The sequence below is a fragment of the Mycolicibacterium houstonense genome (assembly GCF_900078665.2).
GTDB classification, from domain to species: Bacteria; Actinomycetota; Actinomycetes; order Mycobacteriales; family Mycobacteriaceae; genus Mycobacterium; species Mycobacterium houstonense.
In genome coordinates this window covers 1,312-19,842 of sequence record NZ_LT546210.1, presented here as the reverse complement: position 1 = coordinate 19,842, position 18,531 = coordinate 1,312, and the positions used below count along the sequence as shown (strand labels likewise).

The window sequence follows — 18,531 nt, the reverse complement described above, 5'->3', positions numbered from 1 at the left end:
CACCGATCAGGGGTCGATGTCGTGTCCGTGCTCACGACTGCGTTCCTGGCTCTGCGTCCGGGCGCGCATCCAGGAGCTTGCCTGGAAGGCGTCGAATGCTCGTCGATGAAGGCGGCGCATGTCGGTGCGTTTGGTTAACGCCGCCGCGAGCCCGTCGGTCAGCATTGTGGGATTGAGTCGTTCGGCTTGGGCGAGCACGGGTTGCAGGTCTGGCGCGTTGGATGTGGCCGGGCTGAGCTTCTCACTGCCGGCTGGACCTTGACCGGCGGTAATGGTCCAGGGCAGATCTGTGCGAAGCAGTTGCAGGACTGCGGCACTGGGTTGGGGTGGCCACGTCGGCGCGGTGGTGTCGAGCAGGATGAGGCGTGCCTGCTGTTGGTTCGCGTGTTCGGCGATATCGGCGAGCTTGGCGGGGTCGGCGGCAGCGGTGTTGTCGACGATGAGGATGTCGCCGGCGTCTGCGTGCCAGGTGCCGATGGTCAGGCGTTCGTGGAGATGGCCGAGGGAGTCAGCCCCGTCGTGCCTGAGTGTGGTGCGGTCGTCTGGGGTTTCACCGGGTGCGCACCAGTACAGGCGGCGCCCGGCGGTCTCAGCGGCAGTGTGCATGGCTTCGAATGCGGCGATGAGTTCGTCGCTGGGAGCAGCTGAGACCACGCTGACGGTGAATGGCATCCGCGCCAGGTTGGCGATCGCCGCATGTTCGGGGGTGTCGGGGGTTGGCTCAGCCAGCCGCAGGACGGGTTGGCCGCTGCGGTGTCCGGCGACCGTCAGAAGGCGCAGTTCGATATCGAGTTGGCTCTGCTGGGCCAAAACGTGCTCGGCGGGGCGATGATCGGCCGCAGCGTAGGCCGCGGCTGCGGCGAGCTCGGCCCGGTCGAGGTCACGTCGCAGGTCGATGCAGCGGCGCCGGAGGGCGAGCTGGTCGTATCGGTCGGCTTCAGTGGCAGCGGCGATGACTTTGTCAGCGTCAGCGTGGGTGACGATATTGTCCGCTCCGCCGGCGGCGGCGGCGCGCGCTTCCTTTGCGGCAGTGAGTGCGGGGTAGAACCTCTCGGCGGGGGACACGCTGGGCAGGGTCATGCGGCGAAGGTCTAGATCGGCTTGTGCGGGGGCAATGTCGAGCGGATCGGCATCGGGCTGGGCTCGCAGACTGTCGAGTTGTTCCTGTGCCCATTGGACTTGGGCGCGGGCGGCGTCGTATGCGGCGTCGGCATCAGCCCACTGGTCGATGACTTCTTGAACGGCGTGGAAGTACGGAAGGTCCGCATCGGCGGCCGCCCGCATTTCGAGGATGCGTGGCATGGCGGCGTCAAGGTGTGGGCCGTCTAATGTCGCGGCTCGTCTGGCCAGCGATTCGTAGTTGGTCAATTCCTGCTGCAGTTGGCTGCGCAACTGGGCAATGTCGAGCAGTGCTGCTGGCAGCAGGGGAGGCGGTACGCGCCGCGGTGAGAGATCCTCAAAGCGCAAGCTGCCGAGCTCTTCTGCGTCGCCTGCCGGTTCGGGGTCCGACGCCGGCGGAGCGGCGTCGAGATGCTCGACGTCGAATGCCGCAACGTCGTGGTAGGCGTCGTTGAGTTCGACCGGGACAGGGTTGGCGTCGACCTCGTAGGAGTGGTGGTACGGGTCCGCGGCGAGAAGTTCTTCTTCCTCCTCGGGCGACAGCGGCGCATGCTCGGGCAGCGGCGCGTCAAGATGGGTGTGCTGGGTCGGGTCCCCGGAGGTGACCATGTCGACGGTGTGCGTGATGAGTCGGGCGTACTGGTAGGGCGCGATGGTCTGGTCATGGTCATGAGCGTCGGCGAGGTGTTCGGCGGCAAGCTCGAGCAGGTCGCGCGGAGTCCAGGTGCCGGGGTCGGCGGCCTCAACCGCTGCCACCAGTGCCGGCCACGCGGGGTCGGTGCTGATGGTTTCGGAGACGGCGGAGCCAAAGACGCTGCGGAGATGGCTGATCCAGGCTGGGCGCAGGTGCGCGTCTGGGGTTTCCAGGGTCGCGGTATGGCTGAGCTTGCCTGATAGCCGCCACCAGAGGGCGGCGGCGGGCAGCTCGTCGGGAAGGGGCCGATCTGCGGCAGTCTGACGAACGAGTGTGGCCAGGTCGGGGCGGCTGGGTGCGGCTTCAGCGAGGTGATTGGCCAGTTGGGGCCAGTAGCTGTCGGCACGCAGACGCGGATCGATGGAGTCAATGAGTTCGGCGAACTGGTGGGTGGCTGGAACACGAGCGCCGATGACGTGGGTGGCGGCTTGCTGCAGGTCGCGTTGAACCTTGCGGGCGCGGACGGCGTACTGGTCGGCGCCGAGGAGTCGGCTGTCTTCGGGTGCGACCCGGAAGGCCGCTCGGAAGACGGCGATCTCGGCAACCAGTACGGGATCGGCGTCGATGAGGGGCCGTGCCCATTGCGGGGCGGTGGCCGGTGTCCATGCCCGCGCCGTTGTGCGGATCTGGTCGGCAAGCTCGGTGGCGAGTGTGGCTCGTGCGCTGAGGTATTCGCCCCATTCGGGTAGGCGGCGGAGCGAGTTGGGTACGGCTGATAGCCAGGCCAGCGGTCCGGTTCCGGCGCTATGCCGGCCCGTTTCATCGAGGCGCCAGTCGAGCACCGCGGCGACGTCGAACGCGGAGCCGAGTTCGCGTTTGCTCGCGGCGGCGGTGAGTTGCTGGATCGGGTCGCCGCCGCTGGCGGCGATGATGGCCAGGTGTTTGCGCAGCGTGGGCCAGGCGGCCTGTTCGGTCAGGCCGGCATGAACGGTCTCGGCCTGCTCGTCGATGACGGCCATCACCTGGGGGCCGGCGTAAATCTCGGCGGCGGTGCCGACGGCGTCTTGATACATCTCGGCGGCTGCGGCGAGGCGAGCAAATGGATCGGCTGCCACGCGCTCTGCGGTGGTGGCCGAGATTTGGGCTCCGTCGCGGGCCAGGATCTTGGTGAGCACATCGACAGCGGTGTCGGGGTGAGTTGCCTTGGGAGATAGGACGCGGTGCGGATCATGTTCTGCCGTCGACAGATACACGTGGTTTTGTTCACGGCCGCGGGTGAGCGCGACGTAGAGCAATTGGCGGGTGATGTGTTCGGCGCCCACGACGTGGCAGCTGTAGCCGGCGGTCAGTCCTTGGGCGGAGTCGATGGTGGTGGCGTAGCCGAGGGTGACGTGCTCGGTGACGTAGTCGGCGGGCAGGGTCAAAGTGCGGTCGGTGCCGAGGTGGCGCACGTCGAGCGATCCGTCAGGGTGGACTTCGACAATCTCGTAGCGGTAGCCGTTGCGGACGTAGTCGGTGGTACTCAGGCGCAGCCAGCGGGCGTTCTCGCGAGTGCGGATGATGTCACCGGCAGAAGCGGCTAGTTGGTCGGACAGGATGGTTTCGCGGCCGATGCGGTAGCGCGGGTTGTCGGCGAACGCGGCCGAGAGCCGGGCGGTACGAGCGCGGGCGTTGAGGTCATCGACTATGGGGTTGGTGGGGGCCAGCAGCAGGCTGTCGCGCCCGGCGCGGGTGTCGGTCAACCATGCGGTGAAAGCCATCTCGGCGGCGGTTTCGTCGGCACCGACATGCACCCGTTGGTGGTCGATGTAGAAGCCGATGCCAGCGGGATCGCCCGTGCGTAGCGCGAGTGAGGCTGCGCCCTCTTCGGGGGCAACGAAGCGCACCAGCTGCGACAGCGTGAGGGCATCGGTTTCGGCGGCGATGTCGCGCAGTACACCGCCTGCCGAGATCGAGGCGATCTGTCCGTCATCTCCGACCAGCCGCACGCTGGCGCCCTTGGCGATCGCGTGAGCGATGACGGTGTCCAGTTGTAGTGTCCCGGCTTTTCCGGCCTCGTCGATGATGAGCAGTGTCGATTCATCGACCTGGTCGAACCACTGCGGCACAATCGAGTTGGACGGGTTGTCGATGAGGTTGATGTACTTGTCGAGGGTGTCGGTCGACGCGCCCAGATCGTTGCCGAGTTCGATTGCGGCGGCCGCGGTCGGCGCCAGACCGATCACGCGCCCGCCCGATGAGCGCCATGCCTGCGACAGGGCAGCCATCGCAGTGGTCTTTCCTGCACCGGCCGGGGCCAGGGCAAGCGCCAGTCGCCGGCCACTGGTGGCCATTTCAGTCACCAGCGTGACCTGCCCGGGGTTGAGTTTCTTGCCACGCGCGGCGGAGTCGGCCAGCGCAAACTCGACATCCTGGTCGGTGACGATACGACCGTCGGTGAGAGTGGCGGTGTGCAGGATGCGCCGCTCGGCGGCCACCACGGCAGCCGAGGTGTAGAGCTTGGCGCCGTCGCGGGTGTAGATGCTGGTGCCGTCACGGCGGCGCAGCGCCGCTGGTTCGTCTCGGTCGCCATCGTTGATGCGCGCCAGTGGCAGCGAGATCGGCTCGTCGAGCGCTGCGGCGGTGATCTTTTCGGCCAGATCGACCGAGCTGGCATGGCCGGTGGCACGCACAATGCGTTGCGCTTCGGCTAGGACGTGGTGGCGCTGCCAGGTCGCTCGTGATTCCGAGACGACAGCGATGGCTTTGTGCGCCTGGTTGGTGACCCAATCCGGTGTCACCGCGGCGCGGCGGCGTCGTCGGGCCGCTGACAGTGACTGCCCGATCATTCGGGTCACGGCGCGTTGACTGCCGAGTACTTCGATGGCTTCGACCCGCCACGTTTGGCGTTGTTCGGCCAACGACCGTGGCTCGTGTTTGGCCTCGCGCGATTCGAGTGTGGCCTGCTGTGCCAGCGCGATTGCCTCGATGTTGGTGGGCTCGCGGCCGTGGTCGACTTGGAACTGCTTGGACAGCTCGGCGGTGCGTGCTTCGATCGCTTGACGTCGCGACGACCAGCGCGCCATCAATTCGGTGCTGACGCCGACAATCTCGCGGATCGGTCGCTTGTTGCGGCCGGGGGGTGTGACCTCAGCGAAATCGCAGCCCGAGGCGCTCCTCCAAATGCGCCTCGAGTCGGGTGTTGTAGAGCTCAGAAGCGCTCACCATCATGCGGTGCAGGGGTTGTCCGTCCAGCGCCAGCCAACGCTGCACGCCGTGTGCGTCGATGTAGGCGACCTTGTTCGAAATCGCCACGTGTGTGTGCAGATCCGGGTCACCCGCGCGCGAATCGCGGTGTGTGAAGGCTGTTCCGATGAGGCCTGTCGTATCCACTTGGGCAACACCGCCGGCACCGATGCGGGTGAACGCGGCGTTTTGTTGGATGAACGCCAACGAATCTGTCACCGCGGCGTCGTGGCACTCTTCGATCGCGGCCGACACATCCAGGGGGGCGATGGCCCACAGCGTCGACACCGATTTCACCGGTGAGAACGTGATGTCGTAGCCGGCGACGGCGGTGGTAGGTAGCCGTGAGTTGCGCGCGATGAAGCCGGAAAGCTCGCGGTCATCGGCGGGCTCGCGGTCGTATTCCTCGCTGAATTGTTCACGCGCGATGGTGGTGCGCAGTCGGGCACGGTCCTCGTCAGGGATGGGTGCGTTCCATCGCTTGCCGTGCTCGGCGTTGTACTCGCGGTAGGCGACCGCGAGTGCCTTTTGAAACTCGGTCGCCCCGCTGCGCACGGTGAATGGCCGGCCCAGATGAGCCGCCTTGATCGCGACGTGGGCAGGTGCGCCTCGACCTACCTGATGGTTGGCGATGTCAACGGCGTTGGGGTGCAACCCTTCCCCGAACAGTGCTGCCATCTGTTCCTCGGTGACCTCGGACCCTTCGGGTACCGTCCAGACCTCGTCTTTGACCTGTTGGGATACGCCACGTACCCCGGTATCCGACAGTGATGCCAACCCCTTGCCAACCCAGCGGCCGGGGGATTCACCTTTGGCCGAGTAGTAATCGGAGAGGGTGTTGCGTCCGCGCTCGGTGGTGTCGTGCGCAGCGACCTGGCGGATCAGATACAGGTAGCCATCACCGGCGGTGAGTTTGTGCAGCGTGGCCGTCATGAGCCGCACGTTAGAAACTTGACGCACGTCAAATCCAACAGTAGCCCTGGGATCGTTATCGAACTGTGATCCTGAGTGCAAGAGGTGTGTGGCTTTTGGCTGGCGGGCGGCTGGATGCCGGCGGGGGCGCTGGGTGGCTTCGAAATGCGGTGAATCGCGATAGGACGGCAGCGCTGAGGGTGCGACTGGATCAAACAAGCGCAGAGCGTGTAGCGCTCAATCGATGTGGAGGGAAAGAAAATTCGATCAGCGCGAATGTGGGGCTACTGTTGGACTCGGCCCACAGCGCCGCCGTACGGTCCGCACTATGGCCAAGATCGAGTCTCGTAGCGACGTACGTCGCAAGGTCCGCGAAGCGCAGACCAGAGCCCAGCAGGAACGGCTGAAAAGGGAATCGGACAACCGCGAAGACATGGTCGCGTTCCTGCTCGCTGAGCAGAAGCTCCAGGCCGTGGACGGCTGGGAAGCCGAGCACCTTGCTCAGGTACGAGGTGAGGCTGAGCAGCGGCGCCACGAACAACGCGTGGAAGGCGCCAAGGCGCTGGCCCGCCTGAAGGCGCGCGGGGAAACCATCAAAGACATCGCTGCACTCGGGGATGTCTCGGAAAAGTTGGTCCGCAGCTATCTCAAACTGGCCGCCCAGACTCCGAGCGTTCGAGACGCCGCCGAGCGCGGTTCGCAGGCACTAGGTTCTGGTGAGACGCGGGCCGCGTCACCGGAGGATCCGCAAGCACTAGGTGACCGAGGCCGCGACGCCGATTCGGTCGCCGGGCGGAGTGTTTCGGTTGAGGCGTCGGCGCAGCGAGAACAGTCCGCGAGCGTGGGATCGATGTTGGGAAGTGGACGATGAACGCGGGCACGCAGATTCGCGGGCCGCGACGTGTCTGGGCAGATCGGTAACGTACGGCTCGTGGATGGGCTGCAGCACCTGGCGCACGCGCTCTGGGTGGACCCTCTGGTTCACCAGGTGGAGTGCGCGCGGTTTCGCAGTTACGTCGTTGCCGGGCCTGGGCTGGATGACTGCAGCATCTGGGTGGGCGCCATTGGCGCAGACGGCTACGGCAGGTTCTTCATCACACGATCGGGCACGGGATTCTGCGTGCGTCCCAATCGCTATGCGCTGGCCATGTCGACGGGCCGGCCGCTGAGCGCGGACGTGTTCGCTTTGCACGATTGCGACAACCCGATTTGCGTGAAGATTAGTCCGCCGGAATCGGTACGCCAACATGTCGTCGCGGGCACGCAATCAGAGAACATGCTGCGGATGGGACGGGGCCGACGCGGCGGCGGCCGGCCGTCGATTCGCGGCCTGGGCCGCGAGGCGCGTCGGGAACGGTCTGTTGCCCTTCGGGACGCGGTGCGCGACGGCTGGAATGCCGAAGCGGTACGCGAGGCACTGTTGGGCGTTCATCCGCGCCTGTTCTAAACGCAGGAGGCGGAGATCGGGATTCAGACTGACGGTTGGCGGCGGTAGTGATCCTCGGCCAGTTGCGCAAGGTGATACGTCGACCACTGTGCGTCGGTGGGCGAAGCATCGAGCGGCACATATCCGTGCAGCCAACCGTCAACGATGTACTCCTGGCGGATCCACTCGTCGATATCGGTGCCGCCCTTGCGCACCCCGTCCACGACGAACGCCGCGCGGTCGAGTTGCGCGGCCGTGACTCCGTTGGCCTCGGCAGTTTGGCGGATACGGCGGTAGTACTCGTCGTCGTGCTGGGGGACCAACAGAGCGACTGCCAGTTGGAGAACGCAGGGCCGGTTGAAGGTGGTCATCGGTGATCATGTTCCTCTCGTGGGTGACTCTGCGGAGGTGGCTCCGCCGATAGATTCAAGGTGCGAACGATCGAGTCGAGGTGCCGGTTCGATGTGAGCGGTCCCCGTGACACGTGGACACCGTCCTGTTGCGTCGAAGCTGACAAGTTCGAACGTCGCCACTCCAGGGTCTACTTGGCATCGCAGGGGGTGCAGGTATACATCGCTGACTCGGGCATGGACGAGCAGCGCTCGTCGTGCTCGCGCGAAGTTGTTGTGGCGACTGATGAAGGGTCCTGTCGCAGCGTTGATGGTGAGTTTATGCATCGCGTTCCGCCTCGGCCGGGTACGCATTGGCAAGGGGCTCTGCACGGCGTATTGGTTCGATCGTGGCGACGGCGTGCCGACGATCGTCATGGAGCGCGAGCACATCCCAGCTACTGAAGTCGGGATGGCTTTGAATGGTCTGCAGCATGCAGTCCGACTGGTCGACGAATCGGCCGAGGGCGATCAGTGCCTCATGGGCGTCGGCGTGGTCGCTGGTGGCGGCACCCTCGCGAGGCGTAGCGATAGTGAGCTGATGCATGGCGATCTCCGAACTCATTCCAAGCTGATTGCGCTTTACTTGCAGGGCGGCTCAGGCCGAGACATGCCGGGTGTGCGTGCCGTTTTCCGGTTGCTGCGTTGGCGCACTTCTCAGGTCGTCACGATGGTGGCGAATAGCCCGGTCGAGTGCGACGAGCTGGCTCTCCATCGCGGCGATGTAGCGGTGTCGGTCGCGCCGAGTGATTCGACCGAGTAGGCCGCCACCACTGCGCTTCAAGACGGGGACCCAGAGGGTTCCATCTGGCCAGCGCAACGCGGCGCTGGAGTCTTGGGGGTAGACATCGGGTAGTTGCGGCATGCGGCCGAGGGTTCTCATCGCCTTCTCAGTTCCTTTCGGGCGAGATGTGTTGATGCCGGCACCGCGGCCGGTCGCGCGTTCACGCCGGGAGCGCCGCTGCATCCGATGCAGCGGCAACTGATTTGCTGAGCGCCTTGATCCGATCAGGCCGGAAACCCGACCAGTGCTCGTCGCCCGCCACCACAACCGGCGCCTGCAAGTAGCCGAGAGACATCACATAATCACGGGCCTCCCCGTCGAGGGTGATGTCGACCTTCTCGAATGCGACGCCTTGCTTTTCCAACGCCTTGTAGGTGGCATTGCACTGCACGCACGCGGGCTTGGTGTACACGATTACGGACATTTTCAACTCCTCACCTGAAACAGATTCGCCATTCACCTATACATATATGTTAGGGCACTCAAGCCATTTTTACAATGCTTATAGCTAACTTTATTAATGAAACATACAGCCATTTTAGAAATGGTCACTAGGAGTCTAGGACCAGAGCAAGGGCACATTCCCACGGCGTTGCCGCAGGCTCTTTCCGGTCGAGGCGATCGAGCAAATTCGCTCTAAATACGTGTGATTCGATGCAATGTCCCTCATTCCCCACGTTCCTGATGACACGGCGAGGTCTACTTCCATAAACCTCGCTGCGTTCCTGCGCTGCTCGACTGATATAACAATTACAAGAGTGGTACAGCAATCGGGTGATAGTCCGTATTCCGTGGTGCAAAACTGTCTGACCCGACAAGACTGCTCCTTGCATTGAGCGGCCAGCGGAGCTGGCCTTCAGCGATATGGGAGCGTCTGTCGAGCCGCAATGCGCTGCCGCACCTCGGCGACCTCGCGATCGAGTCTTTCGCGGACCTCGGGTTGGAGCCTGGACAGCATTTGCATCTGGCTATCGCTGAGGTGGGAGTCGCCGGCCAGGTGGCGGCTGGTGAGGTCGAGGGCGACGCACCATTGTCTGCCGTACTCGCGGCCCGTCGTCACCCATGCGCCGTCATCGCGTTTGGACAGGTATTCCCGGCTGAGACCGTGGTTGTTGCTGATCAGGAATTCGTTGGCTTCGTACTGACCGCAGGCGGGGCACACCAAGACGGTGAGGCGGCCGCCGTCGGTAGGAGTGAGCCAGAGATCGTGCTCGCGGGCATCGGCTTCGGTGACGACGAGTTCGATGACCAGGTCTGTGTAGGCGGCGTCTCGTTCGTTCTCGGCGGCGATTCGGGCGGCTGTTGCGTCGGGGTCGAAGTCGATGTTGAGCTGTTCGGACACGGTGCCTCTCTCGGTAGACGTTGTTGGAGGAGGTCCCGCCACGTTGTGCTGTGGCGGTCCTCGGTGGGGGCTGGGGCTGAGCGAAGTTATGCAGCGAGATTGAGAGGCCAGCGTTCGATGTCCTCGCCGGTGATTGCTTCGACGAGTGCTGAGACGATGATCTCGGCGACTGGGGGAGTGACGGCGTTGCCGTACTGGCGGACTCGCTGGCGCTTGTTGCCGAGGACCACGTAGTTGCCGGCGAAGGCCATTGCTCGGCCGATCTCGTGGGGTTCGAGCATCCGAAACAGCACATCGTCGAGGTCGACGGGAAACGCTTCCACCGAAAGCAGGGATTGGTGCCCGGAGGTGGTGATAGTGCGGACCGGCTCGCCGATGGGGGTGGTGTGGCGAGCGGGGTGGCCGCCTCGAACTCCGTTGTTGCGCATGAGCAGTGCATGTCGGTCGGTCGTGGTGACCGTGGCCATTGCTTCGGCGACACTTCGGGTTCCCCCGTTGCCGTAGTAGCTGGTGATCAGGCCGTGGTGGTTGCCCGATGCGGTGATCGTCGCCAGAGGAGCGTTGACCGACCGGGCGTCGCTGGAACCTCCGCGCAATTCGGTAATGAAGGCGGTGGACTGCACCAGGGCGTGGTTGGCACCGTCCGCCACGATGGTGTTGAGGGGCTCGGTGGCGGGGTCCAGATGGCGTGTGCGGTCGCGGAACTGGGTGACGAAGGGGCGGAAGGCGAGGGCGTCGCACTCGCGGGTGGTGCGGGTGGCCATCGGTACGTCGGCGGTCGTGGCGGCGTCTCGCCAGGTTCCGCCGCAGGGGACTACCAGTGCCGTTTCGTTGCGGGTGGTAGCGGTTCGCAACGGGGCCTCGATCGGTGCGGCGGCTTTGCCGTCACGGCCCTCGATGGGGACGACCAGACCACTGGAGGACTCGACCGACGAGGGGCCCCAGTAGCGATCGATCCCGGCCTGGATCCGTGCGATGGTCTTGGGCGCCAAGGGGCTAAGGACGACCTCACCGGTGGTCTTGTCCTTGAACTCGCGTAGCGGTTTGTCGCCCAGGCGTTCGCCGGGCAGTGACCAGTCGATCGCCTCGGCTGCAGGCATGGCTGGCGGTTCGACAATAGCGTTACGGCAGGACACTCTCGGGCAGCGGTACACGTATTGACTGCGATACCGTCCCATGTCGGTGCCCGGCTTCTTGAAGACCTGGATCGCGTCGATCCATTCTTGGCAGGTGTCGCAGAATGCGCGGGGCCGAAGCCATTTGTCCCAGTTGGGTTCGCGCCGCAGGGCTTTGTCCCAGTAGGCGACGTAGAGGCGGTCGCGTGACTGCGGGGCAGCCAGTGTGCGGCCGGGTTGGGCGTGCATGGAGTTGATGGCAATAACGCGGGTGCGGTAACCGAGGCTGCGGATCTCGCCGATCCAGCGGTCCCATTGGTCCCATGCCCGGACTTCGACGACGTTCTCGACGACCCCGGCGCGCACCCGGCCTCCGCGCTCGATGACGCCGCGCAGGTACATCGGGACTTCTTCCATGAGCGCTCGTGATCGATCCGCCTCTTCGTCGCGCGGCGTGTCGAACAGGTCGCCCTGCATCGTCGCGTCGAAGTCGCGCTTCTTGCCTCGTGCGGTTGACCATTGCGGGCATTCGGGCGATGCCCAGAAGATGTCCGCGACGGGCCATTTCGCCACGGGGGCCTCGCGGATGTCCCCGAGGTAGTGGTCGGTATCGGGGAAGTTGGCCGCGTGCGACTCGATCGCCTTATCCCAATGGTTGGCGGCCTTGGTGACCCGCACGTGCGGTACGGCGTGCATGCCCTGAGACGAACCCCCGGCCCCTGCTCTTATCAGGGGTTAAATTCTCAAATGTGGTCATAAAGGTGTGTTGAACTGCTATTTAACCTGCGCACACATGTAACCTATTAGGTCATGGGCAGCCAAAATTTCGCCGACTGCCGGCGGCGTGGCGCGACGTGGAGTGTGGGAAACCGGGGTAAATGTTTACCCCATGGAGCTACACGACGATCCTCAGCGGCTCGTGGAGGAACTCGTTCGCCAGCACGCGCAGGTTTTGGGCGAGGCGCACGGCGATCTGGCTGCGCGACATCCGGAAGTCCCGGATCGTTTTATCGATCAGGGCAGCCATGTCCGACCGATCACGGTGTCGTGCTCGGTTTTGGAAACGTTTCTGATGTCGCGGTTGCGGCGGCAGACTCCCAACTCGACTCTAAAAGTCAAGGCGGGCAACGGGATGGGGGTTCTTCTTGTCGACGAGAAGGGCTCACGGATTTATGTGCGCAAGCATCCGCGAAACCGGCGGACTGGTCAGCTGATCGACACTGTGCCGTTTGTGCCGGGTGGGGAGCAGTACAGCCTCGAGGAGGTGTTGGGTCACCCGATCGGCGGGCAGGAGGGTATCGCCGAACCCCAGGCGTATCGGGAATATCTGTTGTGGTGGCCGGACGGTCGCGGGTTTTTCGGTGGTGCGGTGCTGGCGGCGGGGCTGCTGCTCGACAATGTGGAGGTTTTGTACGGCCGGACGCCGTTGCCCCCGCCGATCATGGAGGACCGCTCGTTCAACGTTGGTCTCGGCGAGGTCGGTCGGGATGGGTCGTTGGGGACTCGGCGCCGCGACGACGACTTCGTCGACGTCGACGAGGACGCCGCCCGCGAGCAGGACGAGGAGGGCGGTCCGCCGAAATCGTCGTAGCCGTCGTGCACAGTGTTGGGTGCATGTGGGTTTCCCAACCCGGTGACGTTGAATTGAGCGCACGATGATTGAGGTTTTTGGTGCACGGGTCCGGCAGGCCCGGTTGTTGAGGCGGATGACGGCGCGGTCGGTGGTGGCGGCCACAGGCTGGAGTACGTCGCGACAGTCCCAGATTGAGAAGTCGCCGACGGTGCGGCTCAACGACGGCGATGTTGCGCGGATGGCGGGGTTGTTCCGGTTTCCTGCAGCGTTTTTCAGCTCGGAGCCGCAGACACGGATCAGCGCGAACGAGTTGTTGTTTCGGGCGCCGAAGTCGATGACGGTGGGTGAGCAGGAGTTTTTGGCGACGTTCGCGTCGTTGGCTGGCGATTTCCTCGGTGAGCTCGACGGCCGATCGAAGCTGCCTCCGGTGAAGGTTCCGACGGTCAGTCCGGATGAGTTGGCGCACAGTTCGATTCCGGTGGCCGCAGCGCGTCTGCGTGAGGCGATGGGCCTGGAACCCGATGAGCCGCTTGATGATTTGATGTATGAGGCCGAGCGGCTGGGCGCTCCGGTGATTGTCCGGCGCCGGGTCGCCGGTGATTGGGAAAGCGAGTTCGCCGCGACCGGTGGGCGCTCTCGTGATGAGCGGCATTTGGGGTATTCCAGTTGGGTGGGCCGGTTGCGGGACCGCCCATTGTTGGTGCTACGGGATAGCGACTCGTGGGAGCGGACCCGGTTCACGGTCGCCCATGAGCTCGGTCATTTGGTGTTGCACAGTCACGCCTATTGCTCGGTCAGTGCCGCCGATGAGTTGGAGGCCAACCGGTTCGCGACCGAGTTGTTGGCCCCGGCAGGGGTTATCGCCGGTGAGTTGCCGCGGGTGTTGTCGCTGTTGAATCTGCGTCCGCTCAAAGACAAGTGGGGCCTGTCGTTGGGGTCGTTGATCATGCATCTGCGGGATTCGGGGCTGATCGCGCCGGACCGGGCGAAAATGTTGACCACCCAGCTGCATTCACGGATCAACCCGGCCACCGGGCATACGTGGGGTATGACGGAACCGGGGTGGGCTGACCGCGTCCCGGAGCGGCCGCGGCTGCTGCGCAAGTGGGTGGAGCGCTGTTACGGCGGCGCGTCGGTGCGGATGCTGAGCGCCCGGGAATCGATGATCTATCCCGCTGATGTGCTGGATTGGTTTTTGGCCACGCAGCGACCGGCGCCGGCGGCCGAGCATAGGCCGGTCGCGGCCAGTGTCGGCCATGGCCGCACCCCGGCCCCACCCGCTGCCGGTGGCTCCCAGGTGATCCGGTTGGACGATTTCCGCAACGGCAGGCCATCGTGAATATGGTGGGGTGCTACTGACGGTGGCACAGGTGCAGCGGGTGCGTTTTGTGGACCGACCACCCACCTACANGCTACTGACGGTGGCACAGGTGCAGCGGGTGCGTTTTGTGGACCGACCACCCACCTACACGGTGGTCGGCGCCGACAAATTGCCCGTGGCCCCGGCGCGCGAGTACCTGACGTTTCTGCGTAACCAAGGGAGCTCGCCGAACACGTTGCGCGCCTATGCCTATGGGCTGGCGGCGTGGTGGACGGTGCTGGAAGGTACCGGTACGGCGTGGGATGATTTCCCCACCAGTCTGTTCGGCCAGTTCCTGGCCTATCTGCGTACCGGGGATCTGCCCGGGGTGGCCCGTATCGGTGAACCAAAGCAGAGATTGGCCGAGTCGTCGCTGCTGCCGCGCAGCGCGGCGGTGTTGTCGATGTACCGGTATTTCGCCGATGCCCATGACCTGGTGCGCCCCTACCGGCGGTTGTACGCCAGTCATGCTCGGACGTCCCGGCGGGGCCGCTATGCACCGTTTCTGGCCGGAGTCGGCCCGAGACGCGAACACGATGGGCCGATTCACCGGCTGCGCGGGCTGCAGCGCGCTGAAACACCGGTGCTGCTGCCCGTGCAGGTCAACGCGATCTTGGATGCGTGCAGTGTCCAGACAGTCTCGGGTGAATGGTCGGGCGGCGGGGCGGGGCTGCGTGATCGGTTGTTTTTCGCGGTGCTGGCCGAAACCGGCATGCGCATCGGTGAAGCGTTGTCGTTGCGCCACCATGACTTTGATATCGCCGGTGGTGGTACCCCGTCGATACTGGTGGCGGGCCGTGATGATCATCCGCACGGGGTGCGCGCGAAATCGGGCCCGCGCCGGATCTACATCGGCGACGATCTGGTCGCCCTCTACACCGAGTATGTGTGGCAGCTGGTGGCCGCCGGCGCGGATATCGCGGTCGGCGACCTGGCGTCGTGTTTCGTGTTCGTCAACCTGGTGCGCGGCGTGCGCTACGCCCCGCTGCGCCCGGAAACCCTCTACGACAAGGTCGATCTGATCACCGCCCGCCGCGCCGATGTGCTGCCTGAGCAGTGGACGCCGCACTGGCTGCGCCACACCCACGCCACCGCGCTGTTGCTGGCCGGGGTGGACGTGCACGTGGTGATGCGCCGTCTCGGGCACGCCGACGTGCAGACCACGTTGTCGACCTACGGCTGGGTGACCGCCGACGCGCAGATGCGCACGCTGGCCGAATGGAAGAACTATGTCGCCGGGTGGAAGGTGAACCGTGACGGCCAATGACAGTCCTGCACCGGCACACACAGCGCCCACCCATCGTGGCGGCGAGGATCGGTGGACGCAGCAGTGGCAACAGGTACCCGCGCAGTGGCGCACCCTGGTCTATCACCTGGATACCGCCCCGGCCAATACGGTCTTTCAGCACAACCCGCGCTACCGGCCCACCCCGGACGGCCACGACTTCACCCCACAGGGTGTGCCGCAACGGTTCTGCGACGAGCTCGCGTGGTGGGTGTGGCTGTGCGGACACGAACAACGCCGCAAGATCGAACCGTCACTGCTGAAATGGACCAGCGGCGCACTGAGCATCGCCGCCACCGACTACCACCAACGGCACCGGCGTCACCCGGTCAGTATCGCTGATCTGAGCGCCGAGGCCATCGTGCGCCACGGGGTGCGCGAGTTCGAGCGCCGCACCGGCCGGCTGCCGTCGGCCGGATTTCGGCGCAACGTGACCAGTTTCATCGAGCACCTGCACCTGTATGTGTCGGTCCGCTGCACCGACTGGCCATGGTGGGCCCATGACATCTGGGATCTTGACGCTGATCCCCGAATCCCGCAACGTGAGCACGAACCCTGCCACGACCAGGTCGCACGCCTCGGAGGGATCGAACCGGCCTGGCTGCGCGACGGGGTACGGTTCTGGCTTCGCACCTGCTTGACGGCTGAACTGCTGCGCTGGTCGTCGGTGATCGGCCGCACCCGCGGCATCACCCGCCACTTGGGCCCGTTCCTAGCCGAACGCGGGATCGATGACCCGGTGATCAGCACCGACCGGGCGGCGCTGCGGCTGTTGTTCACCGAGTTCACCGACTACCTCAAATCACCTGCCGCGCGGGCCAAACCGGAGCGTCCGCTGTCGGCGGCGACGATCGCGGTCGTCCAGTCCAAGGTTCAGATGTTCTACACGTTCATGGTGGACCATGCCGAGGAAGCCGCGGCAGCGACCGGAGATCCTCGCTGGAGCCGGTTGACCGACACTCATACCCGGTTGTGGGGTGCGGCGTTTCGCAGCCGACGCCCTACCGGCGGCCGGGAGCTGACCTGGTTTTCGACCGCCGAGCTCCAGCGGATGCTGTGCTCTCGACGTGCTGGCCGCCGACGCGGGTAAACCGGTAGTCATCACCCACCCCGATTCCACGATCTCGGTCGTGTCCGGTCTCGGCGATCCGCAAGCGGCCCGGATCTGGCTGCTGCAAGCGTTGACCGGGCGTCGGGCCTCAGAGATTCTGATGCTCGATTACAGTCCACTGCAACCGATCCCGGGCCACGACCGCCCCGCCGGAGCCACCGACGATCCCGACGGATTCGTGGCCAAACTGCGCTACCAACAGACCAAAGTCGACGGGGTGGTGCCCACCATCCTCGTCGAGCAGGCCGTGGTCAACGTGATCAGCGAACAGCAAGACTGGATCCGGGCGCGCTACCCGTATTTCGAGCCGAAATACCTGTTCCTCGGGGTGCGCTACCAGCACCAGGGCCAACGACCACGCAGCTATGACTCCTACAGCCGGATCCTCAATCGGCTCGACACCATCCACGGCCTCACCGACACCGCCGGCCACCCGCTGCGGTTCTCCCAGACCCACCGGCTGCGCCACACCCGCGCCACCGAACTGCTCAACGACGGGGTGCCCATCCATGTGGTGCAGCGCTACCTCGGGCACGCCTCGCCGGCGATGACCCTGCGTTACGCGGCGACCCTGCAAGCGACGGCCGAAGCGGAGTTCCTGCGACACAAAAAGATCGGCGCTCATGGCACCGACATCGCCATCAGCCCGTCTGACATCTACGACATGACCCAACTCTCGGCCCGTACCGACCGGGTGCTGCCCAACGGGGTATGTCTGCTGCCGCCGGTGGCCACCTGCGACAAGGGCAACGCCTGCTTGTCATGCGGGCATTTCGCCACCGACGCCACCCACCTCGACGAACTGGTCGACCAACGCGCCAAGACCCTGAAGCTGATCGACATCCGCCGCGAGCAGTACCGTGCCCGCACCGGGCGCGAACTCACCGACGACAACGTGTGGATCCACGAACGTCGCCGCGAAATCGCCTCGCTGGATGCCATCCTCGACCGGCTCCGCCGCGACGACGTGACCGATGGCAGCGTGAGCAGTGTCGCGGGAGCCGGTACCGCCAACCGGGCACCCACCATGCGCACCGCGACCCGGGGAAGCCACGAATCCGTGCTGCGCAAGGCCGACCCGGACCCGCCGCGATGAGCCGCCCCAAGCCGCCACCGCCCACCCAGAAGGCACTCGATGCGCTGGCCGAATACCGCCGGGCCCGCAGCGATGAGAAGCGCCGCGACATCGAGAAGGCGATCGCCCACCTGCGCAAGACCAACGCCACCATCAACTTCTCCACCGTGTCCCGCCGCGCCAAGGTGTCCCGCAAAACCATCTACAAACACGACGACCTGGTGACCGTCATCGAGCAATACCGCGGCCGGCATACCGACCGACAACCGGCATCGACTGGCCGCGAAACCAGCATCCACGCCGCGCTGCGCCACAAACTCGCCGCCAAAGACAAAGAGATCGCCGCACTCAAAGCCACCGTCGCAGAACAACAATCAACCATCGAGCTGCTCTACGGCCAACTCGACACCCTGCACGAACAGACCCCCTGAGCCCAGTACGCCCCCCGAGGTGTGCTGCGGTCACGGCCTGGCCCGCCGTGACGGAGGCCTTCCCGGCCTCCTGGCCAACTCGTGAGTGCCCGCCCGTGCCCGTCGGCCCGATTGCCAGGTCATCGACAAGACCTGGCCCGGCGGGCTGTGGTGGGGAGATCTTTCCAGGGCGTGTCGGTGTCTGCCGATCGGTTGGTCGCTGAACCGGCGGCGGACCGGCGTTAGTCGGCGGTGACCGGCACACCGTTGTCGCCGGGCGGTGTGGGTGCGGTGGGGGTGGTTTTGCGTTGATGCGTGGTGAGGAAGTCGTCGACGATGCGGGTGGTGTCGTGGGGGGTCATGGTGTGCAGTCCGGTCATGCGGGCGAAGGCGAGCGGCCCGATGAGTTGGCACAACGCGAGGTTCACGTCGAAGTCGTCGAGTTCGGCGCGGGCTTCTGCGCTTTGCAGGATGGCGTCGAAGGGTTGTCGGTATTGGTCGACGACGCGTGCGCGCAGCGTGCCGGCCGCGTGTTCACCGCCGGCGTGGTCGGTGGTTGCGGTCGGCCCGAGGGACAGCCAGGCCAGCATGGTGACGTGTAGCGGGGCGTCGGCGAACAGCGCCGCCTGACGGGTGAGCAGTTCGATGAGGCGTTCGCGCACCGTCCCGCCGGCCGGTGCCGGCGGGGGGACCTGGGGGAGGAGCCGTTCGGAGGGGGGCGCCAACAAAGGCGGTGAACTGGCGGAAGGGCGGGAGACGGGGGGTGTGGGG

General features: G+C 65.2%; 14 protein-coding genes and 1 pseudogene. 8 read left to right on the top strand and 7 right to left on the bottom strand.

All coding sequences use genetic code 11. From position 1 onward, the window contains the following. Positions 1-6 precede the first annotated feature (6 nt). Both BN4332_RS31745 and mobF read right to left on the bottom strand, forming a co-directional pair. A complete protein-coding gene (locus BN4332_RS31745; RefSeq protein ID WP_338066818.1) occupies positions 7-4,842 on the bottom strand; it encodes an AAA family ATPase in 4,836 nt (1,611 codons plus the stop codon). Positions 4,843-4,882: 40 nt separating this feature from the next. Then, the gene (gene mobF, locus BN4332_RS34780) at positions 4,883-5,911 is read right to left on the bottom strand and encodes a MobF family relaxase (RefSeq protein ID WP_268811545.1); all 1,029 of its coding nucleotides are present in this window, start codon (positions 5,909-5,911) and stop codon (positions 4,883-4,885) included. 307 nt (positions 5,912-6,218) lie between these two features. Here mobF and BN4332_RS31740 point away from each other — a divergent pair, with 307 nt between their 5' ends. Together BN4332_RS31740 and BN4332_RS31735 are read left to right on the top strand one after the other, a co-directional pair. Beyond that, on the top strand, positions 6,219-6,761 hold the full coding sequence (locus BN4332_RS31740; protein WP_066904134.1) for a hypothetical protein: 543 nt from the start codon (positions 6,219-6,221) through the stop codon (positions 6,759-6,761). A 60-nt stretch (positions 6,762-6,821) separates the two neighbouring features. After that, positions 6,822-7,337: a hypothetical protein gene (locus BN4332_RS31735; protein ID WP_235654361.1), complete on the top strand. Its 516-nt coding sequence runs from the start codon at positions 6,822-6,824 to the stop codon at positions 7,335-7,337. Positions 7,338-7,360: 23 nt separating this feature from the next. Here BN4332_RS31735 and BN4332_RS31730 read toward each other — a convergent pair whose 3' ends face one another. Then, complete coding sequence (locus BN4332_RS31730; protein WP_066904132.1) at positions 7,361-7,687, bottom strand: hypothetical protein; 327 nt, start codon at positions 7,685-7,687, stop codon at positions 7,361-7,363. Positions 7,688-7,952: 265 nt separating this feature from the next. On the opposite strand from BN4332_RS31730, the gene BN4332_RS31725 reads away from it, so the two are divergent. Further along, positions 7,953-8,468 (top strand): hypothetical protein, encoded by a 516-nt coding sequence (locus tag BN4332_RS31725; RefSeq protein ID WP_160110976.1) that lies wholly within the window; start codon positions 7,953-7,955, stop codon positions 8,466-8,468. A gap of 181 nt (positions 8,469-8,649) precedes the next feature. On the opposite strand, the gene BN4332_RS31720 is transcribed toward BN4332_RS31725, so the two are convergent. The 3 genes from BN4332_RS31720 to BN4332_RS31710 all read right to left on the bottom strand — a co-directional run bounded on the left by BN4332_RS31720 (position 8,650) and on the right by BN4332_RS31710 (position 11,675). Next, positions 8,650-8,913 (bottom strand): redoxin NrdH, encoded by a 264-nt coding sequence (locus tag BN4332_RS31720; RefSeq protein ID WP_066904128.1) that lies wholly within the window; start codon positions 8,911-8,913, stop codon positions 8,650-8,652. Positions 8,914-9,345: 432 nt separating this feature from the next. After that, positions 9,346-9,831, bottom strand: a complete 486-nt coding sequence (locus tag BN4332_RS31715; protein WP_066904125.1) for a hypothetical protein — start codon at positions 9,829-9,831, stop codon at positions 9,346-9,348. Between the two features lie 86 nt (positions 9,832-9,917). Continuing rightward, a complete protein-coding gene (locus BN4332_RS31710; RefSeq protein WP_264077649.1) occupies positions 9,918-11,675 on the bottom strand; it encodes a DNA cytosine methyltransferase in 1,758 nt (585 codons plus the stop codon). Positions 11,676-11,805: 130 nt separating this feature from the next. On the opposite strand from BN4332_RS31710, the gene BN4332_RS33470 reads away from it, so the two are divergent. From BN4332_RS33470 to BN4332_RS31685, 5 genes and pseudogenes are all read left to right on the top strand, one after another. Further along, entirely contained in the window at positions 11,806-12,537 is a 732-nt protein-coding gene (locus BN4332_RS33470) for a hypothetical protein (RefSeq protein ID WP_131816137.1), read from the top strand. Positions 12,538-12,601: 64 nt separating this feature from the next. Beyond that, positions 12,602-13,858, top strand: a complete 1,257-nt coding sequence (locus tag BN4332_RS31700) for a helix-turn-helix domain-containing protein (RefSeq protein WP_023861397.1) — start codon at positions 12,602-12,604, stop codon at positions 13,856-13,858. 82 nt (positions 13,859-13,940) lie between these two features. Beyond that, positions 13,941-15,146 (top strand): tyrosine-type recombinase/integrase, encoded by a 1,206-nt coding sequence (locus BN4332_RS31695; protein ID WP_003891614.1) that lies wholly within the window; start codon positions 13,941-13,943, stop codon positions 15,144-15,146. Continuing rightward, positions 15,133-17,371 (top strand): annotated as a pseudogene (locus BN4332_RS31690) (tyrosine-type recombinase/integrase). Before BN4332_RS31695 ends, BN4332_RS31690 begins: the two are co-directional and overlap by 14 nt. Further along, a complete protein-coding gene (locus tag BN4332_RS31685) occupies positions 17,368-17,781 on the top strand; it encodes a DUF6262 family protein (protein ID WP_003891612.1) in 414 nt (137 codons plus the stop codon). Before BN4332_RS31690 ends, BN4332_RS31685 begins: the two are co-directional and overlap by 4 nt. A gap of 221 nt (positions 17,782-18,002) precedes the next feature. Here BN4332_RS31685 and BN4332_RS31680 read toward each other — a convergent pair. Continuing rightward, positions 18,003-18,531 (bottom strand): TetR-like C-terminal domain-containing protein (locus BN4332_RS31680; protein WP_066904314.1); only part of this gene is annotated, 529 nt, incomplete at its 5' end.

Bases quoted from the DNA above. Each gene is read 5' to 3' on its own strand.
- BN4332_RS31685 (WP_003891612.1), top strand. From the start codon at position 17,368: ATGAGCCGCCCCAAGCCGCCACCGCCCACCCAGAAGGCACTCGATGCG.
- BN4332_RS31730 (WP_066904132.1), bottom strand. From the start codon at position 7,687: ATGACCACCTTCAACCGGCCCTGCGTTCTCCAACTGGCAGTCGCTCTG.
- BN4332_RS31740 (WP_066904134.1), top strand. From the start codon at position 6,219: ATGGCCAAGATCGAGTCTCGTAGCGACGTACGTCGCAAGGTCCGCGAA.
- BN4332_RS31700 (WP_023861397.1), top strand. From the start codon at position 12,602: ATGATTGAGGTTTTTGGTGCACGGGTCCGGCAGGCCCGGTTGTTGAGG.
- BN4332_RS31725 (WP_160110976.1), top strand. From the start codon at position 7,953: ATGAAGGGTCCTGTCGCAGCGTTGATGGTGAGTTTATGCATCGCGTTC.
- BN4332_RS31720 (WP_066904128.1), bottom strand. From the start codon at position 8,913: ATGTCCGTAATCGTGTACACCAAGCCCGCGTGCGTGCAGTGCAATGCC.
- mobF (WP_268811545.1), bottom strand. From the start codon at position 5,911: ATGACGGCCACGCTGCACAAACTCACCGCCGGTGATGGCTACCTGTAT.